Origin of the sequence: Saccharothrix coeruleofusca (genome assembly GCF_014648515.1) — a bacterium.
In the GTDB taxonomy this organism is placed as follows: domain Bacteria; phylum Actinomycetota; class Actinomycetes; order Mycobacteriales; family Pseudonocardiaceae; genus Actinosynnema; species Actinosynnema coeruleofuscum.
Map to the genome: position 1 here is coordinate 1 of NZ_BMRG01000042.1, position 7,299 is coordinate 7,299.

6 protein-coding genes and 1 pseudogene are annotated in these 7,299 nt (G+C 69.2%); 6 read left to right on the forward strand and 1 reads right to left on the reverse strand.

Annotation, left to right across the window (positions count from 1 at the left end):
- Positions 1-239 (reverse strand): transposase (locus IEZ00_RS35840; protein WP_189227798.1); only part of this gene is annotated, 239 nt, incomplete at its 3' end.
- Positions 240-597: 358 nt separating this feature from the next.
- On the opposite strand from IEZ00_RS35840, the gene IEZ00_RS35845 reads away from it, so the two are divergent.
- From IEZ00_RS35845 to IEZ00_RS37660, 6 genes and pseudogenes are all read left to right on the forward strand, one after another.
- Entirely contained in the window at positions 598-1,620 is a 1,023-nt protein-coding gene (locus IEZ00_RS35845; RefSeq protein ID WP_189227799.1) for a Gfo/Idh/MocA family protein, read from the forward strand.
- 89 nt (positions 1,621-1,709) lie between these two features.
- Positions 1,710-2,792 carry a zinc-dependent alcohol dehydrogenase gene (locus tag IEZ00_RS35850; protein WP_229796444.1) on the forward strand — a complete coding sequence of 361 codons (1,083 nt, stop codon included), beginning with the start codon at positions 1,710-1,712 and terminating at the stop codon, positions 2,790-2,792.
- Complete coding sequence (locus IEZ00_RS35855; protein WP_189227801.1) at positions 2,782-4,050, forward strand: amylo-alpha-1,6-glucosidase; 1,269 nt, start codon at positions 2,782-2,784, stop codon at positions 4,048-4,050. Before IEZ00_RS35850 ends, IEZ00_RS35855 begins: the two co-directional genes overlap by 11 nt.
- A 5-nt stretch (positions 4,051-4,055) precedes the next feature.
- On the forward strand, positions 4,056-5,261 hold the full coding sequence (locus IEZ00_RS35860; protein ID WP_209616559.1) for an MFS transporter: 1,206 nt from the start codon (positions 4,056-4,058) through the stop codon (positions 5,259-5,261).
- Positions 5,212-6,474, forward strand: a complete 1,263-nt coding sequence (locus tag IEZ00_RS35865; protein ID WP_373293261.1) for an ROK family protein — start codon at positions 5,212-5,214, stop codon at positions 6,472-6,474. The genes IEZ00_RS35860 and IEZ00_RS35865 overlap by 50 nt, the downstream gene beginning before the upstream one ends.
- Positions 6,475-6,954: 480 nt before the next feature.
- Positions 6,955-7,299, forward strand: a pseudogene (locus IEZ00_RS37660) (DDE-type integrase/transposase/recombinase); the annotation flags it as partial.

Below are 7,299 nucleotides of genomic sequence, written 5' to 3' on the forward strand. Positions count from 1 at the left end.
CGGGCGGCGTGGCGTTGCTCCCACTCCTGGGCGGCCTGCTCGGCCCGGACACGTTGGAGTGGAGCGTTCTGCTCCTGAGGACGGACGGTCAGTTGCCTGCCGCAGCGGTGTGAGCTGGTGCACTGGTTGCGCACAGGGCAGGGCGCGCGGGTGCCGGTGGCGAACCGGATCCGGATCGCCGGACGCTTGCCGCTGTCGAAGCCTTCGGCCCAGCACTTGCTGATCGCTCCGGCGGACACGTGGCCTGTCCGCCCGACCGGTCGATCTCGAAGGCTTCCGCGAAGTGTTCGTCGGGAAGTGGCCGGTAGCGGTCGAGGTTGGGGTACCGAGCGGCTCACCTCGGATCAGGCGGTAGCCATCGGCAGCCCGTACCGCCGGCAGGGCGGAAGAGGGGAGGTGCTCGGGCCTGGTTGCGTGGAATCGCGCTGATCGCGAGCCTCGTGCGACCTTTTTGCGCTATGGACAACATATTCTTCGCCAAGCGTGCCTCTTCGTGCCCGGTGGAAACCGTGGCGGAACGTCGAGAAGGGCTGCTAGCCTCGTCTTGGGGCGCGCGGTTTGGCGCTCCGGGTGACACACGCTTTGGGGGGCTGTGTAGTGCGATGGGGGTTCATCGGTGCCGGGGGGATAGCGCAGAATTCACTCGGTCCCGCAGTGCACGCCGCGCGTGGCGCGGTGTTACGGGCATCTTCTTCTCGGTCACCCGTTCGGGCCGCTGCGCTGAAGCCTGAAGTGGTACACGATGATTATTTGTCCCTGCTGAACGATCCGACAGTGGACGTCGTTTACATAGCGCTGCACAACAGCGCCCACGAAGAATGGGTCCTCCGATCGCTTCGCGCAGGCAAGCACGTGGTGTGCGAGAAGCCACTGGGCTTGAACGCCGCCGAGGTGGCGCGCATGGTGGACGCCGCCAGGCGGAGCGGTCGGTTGCTGGTCGAGGCGTACTGGAACCAGTGGCACCCGAGGTTCCGGGAGTTGGCGCGGATCGTGCGTGACGGTGAATTGGGCGAGATCCGCTCCGTCCGGGCCCGTTTCCGCGGCGCGCAACCCGCTGCGGGCGACTACCGCACCGACCCGACCCTGGGCGGTGGAGCGCTCTACGACGTGGGGTGCTACGCGATCGCCGCCACACTGACCGCGTTCGGGGGTCGGGAACCGCTGGAGGTGACGGCGGAGCAGGAGACGACCGATCGGGGCGTGGATGCGGTCACTCGAGCGGTCTTGCGCTTCGACACCGGCAGTGCGTTTGTCGAGGCGTGCCTGAGGGGTGATCGGGATGAGGAACTGCTGATCAAGGGCGATTCCGGCGAGGTGGAGTTCACCTATCCGGTCTTCACGGCCAAGGATCAAGTGTCGTTGCTCCTGCGATCGGCACAGCGGGAGAGCATTTCGACCTTCCCTCCGGTTGATCCGTACCGACTGATGGTCGAGGAGGTGTCGGCGGCTGCGCGAGGGGAAGATTCCTTCGCCTTCCCCGTCGAATCCTCGCTGCTGGTCGCGCGCGTCATGGACGCCGTGCGCGCCGCAGCGATCGGCACCTCCGCGTCGAGCGGGTCGGGGGCGGACGACTCGATTTCACTCAGCGGTCCGGATTTGAATTCCGCGAATTTCTCCTGAATTTGCTGACGTTGAACGGTTTCGGAACACGTTGACATGGGGGTCCTGTGCGCGCTTATCAGATCGAAAGACCGGGGAAGATCGACCCGGTGTCCATTTCGGTGCCGCCGTGCGGTGAGGACGAGGTGCTGTTGCAGACCGAGGCGGTGTCGATCTGCTCGACCGATGTGTCGTACTACCGCGGCCACCTCGAGCCGGCGCGGTGGCCGATCACCCCTGGCCACGAGTACGTCGGGCGGGTCGTGCGGGTCGGTTCTCGGGTGACCGGCGTCGAATGGGGGGATCGCCTGGTCTACTGGGGCCAGACCGACTTCGACGGCCTGGCCGAATACCGCGTGATCCGGCCGCTGCTCCCCAACCAACCCGGACAGACGATCTGGTACACCGAGCGAAACTTCTACGACTCGCACCAGGCTGCGGCGGTTGTCGTGCCGGACGGCCTGGCCTCGGGCCTGGCCACCATGGTCGAGCCCCTCACGTCGATCCTGCGTTGCCTGCTGGTCAACCCGCCGAAACCGGGCGACGTGTGCGTCGTGCTTGGCTGCGGGCCGAGTGCGCTACTGGCGGTGCAGTTGCTGAGCCGGGTGCTCGGAGCCGCACGCGTCCTGGTCATCGAACAGGACGCGCGTCGGATCGCGCTGGCTCGCCGGTTCGGTGCGGACAGCAGCTTCAACATCGTCACGCAGGCGTCCGAGCTGGTCGAGTTCGTCCGCGAGCACCACGACAGCTTCGCCGACTACGTTCTCGACGCCCTGCCGCACGTGGCTCCGCGTGGAGAGGGCCCCGACGTGCGCTCGCTCGCCATGGGGCTGCTCAAGCCCGGCGGCGAGTACGTCTTCTACGGTGCGACCATGCTGCCCCAGCCGGTGAGTACGTGGCACGTGCTGGCGAAGGGGTTGCACCTGCGTGCCACGCCGTTCGACGTGCGCGCGTTCCCGATGACGCGCTCCGCGCACTGCGCCCGGACCGCGCTCGCGCTGATCAGCCAGGGCGTGGTCGAAGTCGAGCCCCTGATCACCAGGACGCTGAGCTTCGACGACGACGGCGGTGTGCGGGACGCGTTCGAGAATTACGGTGCGGACGGGGGCTTGAAGACCTCGATCGTCTTCGAGCATGCACTCGAGCTGCCGTCGGTCCCTCGCGTGGACGCGGTGGTGACGGGTGTCGGCTGACAACGGCGTGGTCCTGGGGTTGGCGGAGAAGGCCTCGGCGCACGCGGTCGCCGTGCTGGACGGCAACCGCAGGCGCGGGCGGTCGGTGGAACCGCCGGCCGAGTTCGACTTCACCTGCCCATCGCCCACCACGTACCCGTTCCAGTGGTTCTGGGACAGTTGCTTTCACGCCATCGCGCTCACCCACGTCGACCATCGGCGGGCCAAGGCCGAGCTGTCCACGCTGCTGCTCGGCGCGGATTCGAGCGGCTTCATCCCTCACATGCTGCTGTGGCAGGACGACCTGCGCGCACAGGCGGTGGCGGATTTCCGCATCGCGCTGTGGGACGACTGGAGGACGCCGACGATCGGACCGCCGGTGTTGGCACGTGCGGTGCAGCGGGTCTACCAGGCGACAGGGGACCAGGAGTGGCTGCGGGGTGTGTTGCCTGCGGTCCTCCGGCACTTCGCCTGGTTGGACGCACGGCGTGTCGGGCCGCACGGTCTGCTGCTCATCTTCCAACCCGATGAGTCGGGCCTGGACAGCAGCCCGAAGTACGACTCCGCGCTGGGGCTGGACCCGACATCGGCGACGGTGGGCGCGGAGTGGCACGGCGCGATGAGGCGGTTGATCGGCGACCCGGCCATCCGCCGCGATCCTCACCTCGGCGCGGACGGACGCACCTTCGCCTGGATCGACGTCCTGGTCAACACGATCTACGCGGACGGATTGCGGTGCCTCGCCGAGCTGGTCGGCACGGGGGGTGAGGTGTTCGCCCGCCGTGCCGACGCGGTACTGGTCGGCATGCTGGAGCACTGCTGGGACGACCGGCGCGGCGTGTTCTCCGACGTCGACGCGGTCACCGGCCGCCGCGTTGACGTGCTCACGGCCAGCTCGCTGTTCCCGCTCGTGCTGGCCGACCTGCCGGACGTCGTCGTGCGACGGCTTGTCGACGACCACCTGCTGGACGAGTCCGAGTTCTGGCTCGACTTCCCGGTGCCCAGCGTCGCAGCCACCGAGCCGTCGTTCGACCCGGACTTCGCGACCGAGGCGATCTTCCGCGGCTCGACGTGGGTCAACCTCAACTGGTACCTGCACTCCGGCCTGCGCGCCCACGGCAGGCACGACGTGGCGGACGAGTTGGCGCGGCGCACGATCGACATGGTCGCCAGGTCCGGCCTGCGAGAGTGCTACGGGCCCTTCGACGCGGCTGGGCACGGCGCGGAGCGGTTCGGGTGGAGTTCGCTGGTGCTCGATCTCCTCGACCGGGTGCAGTGATCGGGATGACCACGAGTGCCACCTCCCCGTTCGTCCGGAGCAGGACCACGGTCCTGGGCTACCTCACGATCGCCGTGTTCGGCTACTGCCTCTACGCGCTGGGGCCAGTGTTGGCCGTCGTGCAGCGGAATTTCGGCATCTCGTACTTCCTGATGAGCGCCCATTCGAGCTTCTGGGCCGTGGGGACCGTCGTCGCCGGGTTGACCTTCGCCCGGCTGGCGCGGGTGCTCGGCAGGACTCGGCTGTTGCGTCTGTGCTTCGTCGCCACCGCCTCGGGAGCGGCCCTGTTCGCGGTCGGGAACCACGTCGCGGTGACGCTCACCGCGTCCGCACTGCTGGGCACGGCGGGCTCGCTGCTCCAGACGTGCACGTTCGCGGTGCTGTCGGACCACCACGGCTCGCGGCGCGATCGAGCGCTCGTGGAGGCCAACATCGGTGCCAGCGCGGCGGCTGTGCTGGCACCACTGGCCCTGGGAGGGTTGGCGGCGGGCCCGCTGGGGTGGCGCGCGGTGATGGCATTGCCGGTGCTGGCCCTGATCGTGCTCGGCCTGGTATTCCGGCGGGTCGAGCCGCCGCGCTCGGCCACGCCGACGCCGGGGACGGGCTCGGCGGACGGGCGCATGTCCACGCGCACGTGGTTGCTCTGCGCGCTGGTCGGCATCGTCGTCGGCGTCGAGTTCTGCCTCGTGTTCTACGGGGCGCAACTCCTGCACAGCACGACGGGCGTGGACACGGTGTGGGCAGCGACCGCCATGGCGCTGTTCTTCGCCGCCGAGCTGCTCGGCCGGGTCGTGGGCAGCGGCCTGACCCGTCGGCCGGGACGCAGCCGGCGCCTGCTGGCGGGCACGTTGGTTCTGTCGATAGCGGGCATGCTGTTGCTGTGGCTCTCGCGCGACCCGGTCGTCGCGCTGGTCGGGCTGATGGCGGCGGGGCTGGGTATCGCGAACCTGTTCCCGCTGGCGCTCACCCTGGCTCTGGCCTCCGCCCAGGGGCTGACGGACCGGGCCGCAGCGAGGTCCCAGTTCTTCGTCGGCACGGCCATCGCTCTCGGCCCACTCGTGTTGGGCTTGCTATCGGACCGGTGGGGGGTGCAACGTGGGTTCCTCACCGCCCTGCTGCTCGCCGCGGTGGCACTGGCGCTGCTCTTTACCGGGGGAAGTGATGGGTTCCCCCGCCGCAGGAGGAAGGTCGATGTCAAACAGCCCGAGTGAGCTGCGCTGGCGTAACCGGACGAACCTGCTGCGCCACTTGCACCTGCATGGCCCGGCGACCAGGGCAACCCTGACCACTCACCTGCGGCTCAACCGCAGCACGATCAAGGCGCTGGTGGACGAGCTGGCCACGGACGGGCTCGTAGTCGAACGCCTACCCGACGGACGGGAAAGGCCGGGTCGTCCATCGCCGCTGGTGATCCCGCAGCCCGACGCACTCGTCGTGCTGTCCGTGGACATCCGGGTGGACGAGGTCGTCGTCGGCTTGATGGGGATAAACGGCCGGGTGTTCACCAGGCGCCGATGGGACCTGCGCAGCGGATGGCCGGTCGAGCACGTCCTGGTCGACATCGCCGAGTACGCCAGACTGCTGATCGGGGAGAGCACACGCCCGATCTGCGGTGTAGGCGTGGCAGTCCCGGGCATAGTCCGGCTTGACGACGGCATAGTGCACGACGCACCGAACCTGCACTGGAACGACGTGGCACTGCGCGAGTGGTTCGAGAACGAGCTGCGACTGCCCGTCGACCTGGGTAACGATGCCGAACTGGGCGCACTGGCCGAGAGCACCCGCGGCGTGGCGCGCGGCGCGCACGACGTGGCCTACGTCTTCGTCGACGTGGGAGTCGGCGGCGGAGTCATCTCCCGTGGGGCGTCGCTGCTCGGCACGAGGAGCCACGTGGGCGAGTTCGGGCACATGGTCGTGCGCACCGGTGGTAGGGAGTGCTACTGCGGTTGCGAGGGCTGTTGGGAGACCGAGATCGGCAGAGCCGCGCTCGCCCGCGCGTTGAACCTGCCGGAGAACTGCGGCCGAGAGGAGGTCGCCGCCGGGATGCGCGCTCTGCTGCAGGAGCCCGTCGCGGTGCGGCGCGCACTCGGCGAGGTCACGGAGTGGCTGGCGGTCGGCGTCTGCAACCTGGTGAACCTGCTCGGCTCCGACCTCGTGGTGCTCGGCGGCCTGCTGGCCGAACTGCCCGCCGAGGTCGTGGCACTCGTCGAGGAAACCGTGCAACGTCGCAGCATTGTGAGTCGTGCGGTCTGCGGCGTCCGCGTCGAGCAGTCCTCCCTGGGCCAGGACGGCCCGCTGGTCGGAGCGGCGGAAATGGCATTCCAGCGGGCGTTGTCCGCCCCGCGCGCCGCCTTCGCGGGTACCAAGCGCCGAAACCCCGCTGCGAGCCTGCACGTCGAGTCGTCTCCGGTCCGATCTCGTTGACAGCGCCGCTCGGAAACTCATCGCTGTTAGCCAAGAAGTGGGCTGTCCCGTTTTGACGGACATCCGAGATCAGGGGGAGGCGGGTCCCCGGAGGGATGTCCCATCATGGAGCCCATGGGCAGAAGGCGCTGATCGTGGAGTTGTGCCGAAGGTCTCCCGGTCCGCCTGCTACGCCCGCCGCACCGCCGCACCCACCGCCTGTACACGACAGGACGCCGAGGTGACCGCGGAGGTCGTCGCGATCCACGACGAGTCGCGGGGGCACCTGTGGCGCGCCTGGGGTGCACGCCGAGCTGCGGGCACGAGGTCGTCGGCATTCGCGCAAGCGCGTCGCCCGGCTCCGGCGCGAAGCGGGACGCGCGGGACGCGCCCCCAAGCGGTGGCGCACCACCACCGTCGCCGATCCCGCCGCGACCGTGCCCGCGGATCTGATCCGGCGAGGCTTCATCCTGCGCCGCCAAGGATGTCGACACCCGGTGGTGCAGGGACACCACCCGCATCCACACCCAGGAAGGCCGGCTCCACCTGGCCACAGTGATCGACATCGCCGCACGCCGAGTGGTCGGCTGGGCCGCCGCCGACTGTCTGCGCACCGGCCTGGTCGCCCAGGCCCCGGACAACGCCGTGCGCCACCGCCGCCCCGAACCCGGCGTGATCTTCCACGCCGACCGCGGCTGCCAGTACACCTCCGCGCAGCTCGCCACCCTCGCCGACGATCTGGGCGTGCGGTTGTCATTCGGCCGCAAGGCAGGAGCAGAACGCTCCACTCCAACGTGTCCGGGCCGAGCAGGCCGCCCAGGAGTGGGAGCAACGCCACGCCGCCCG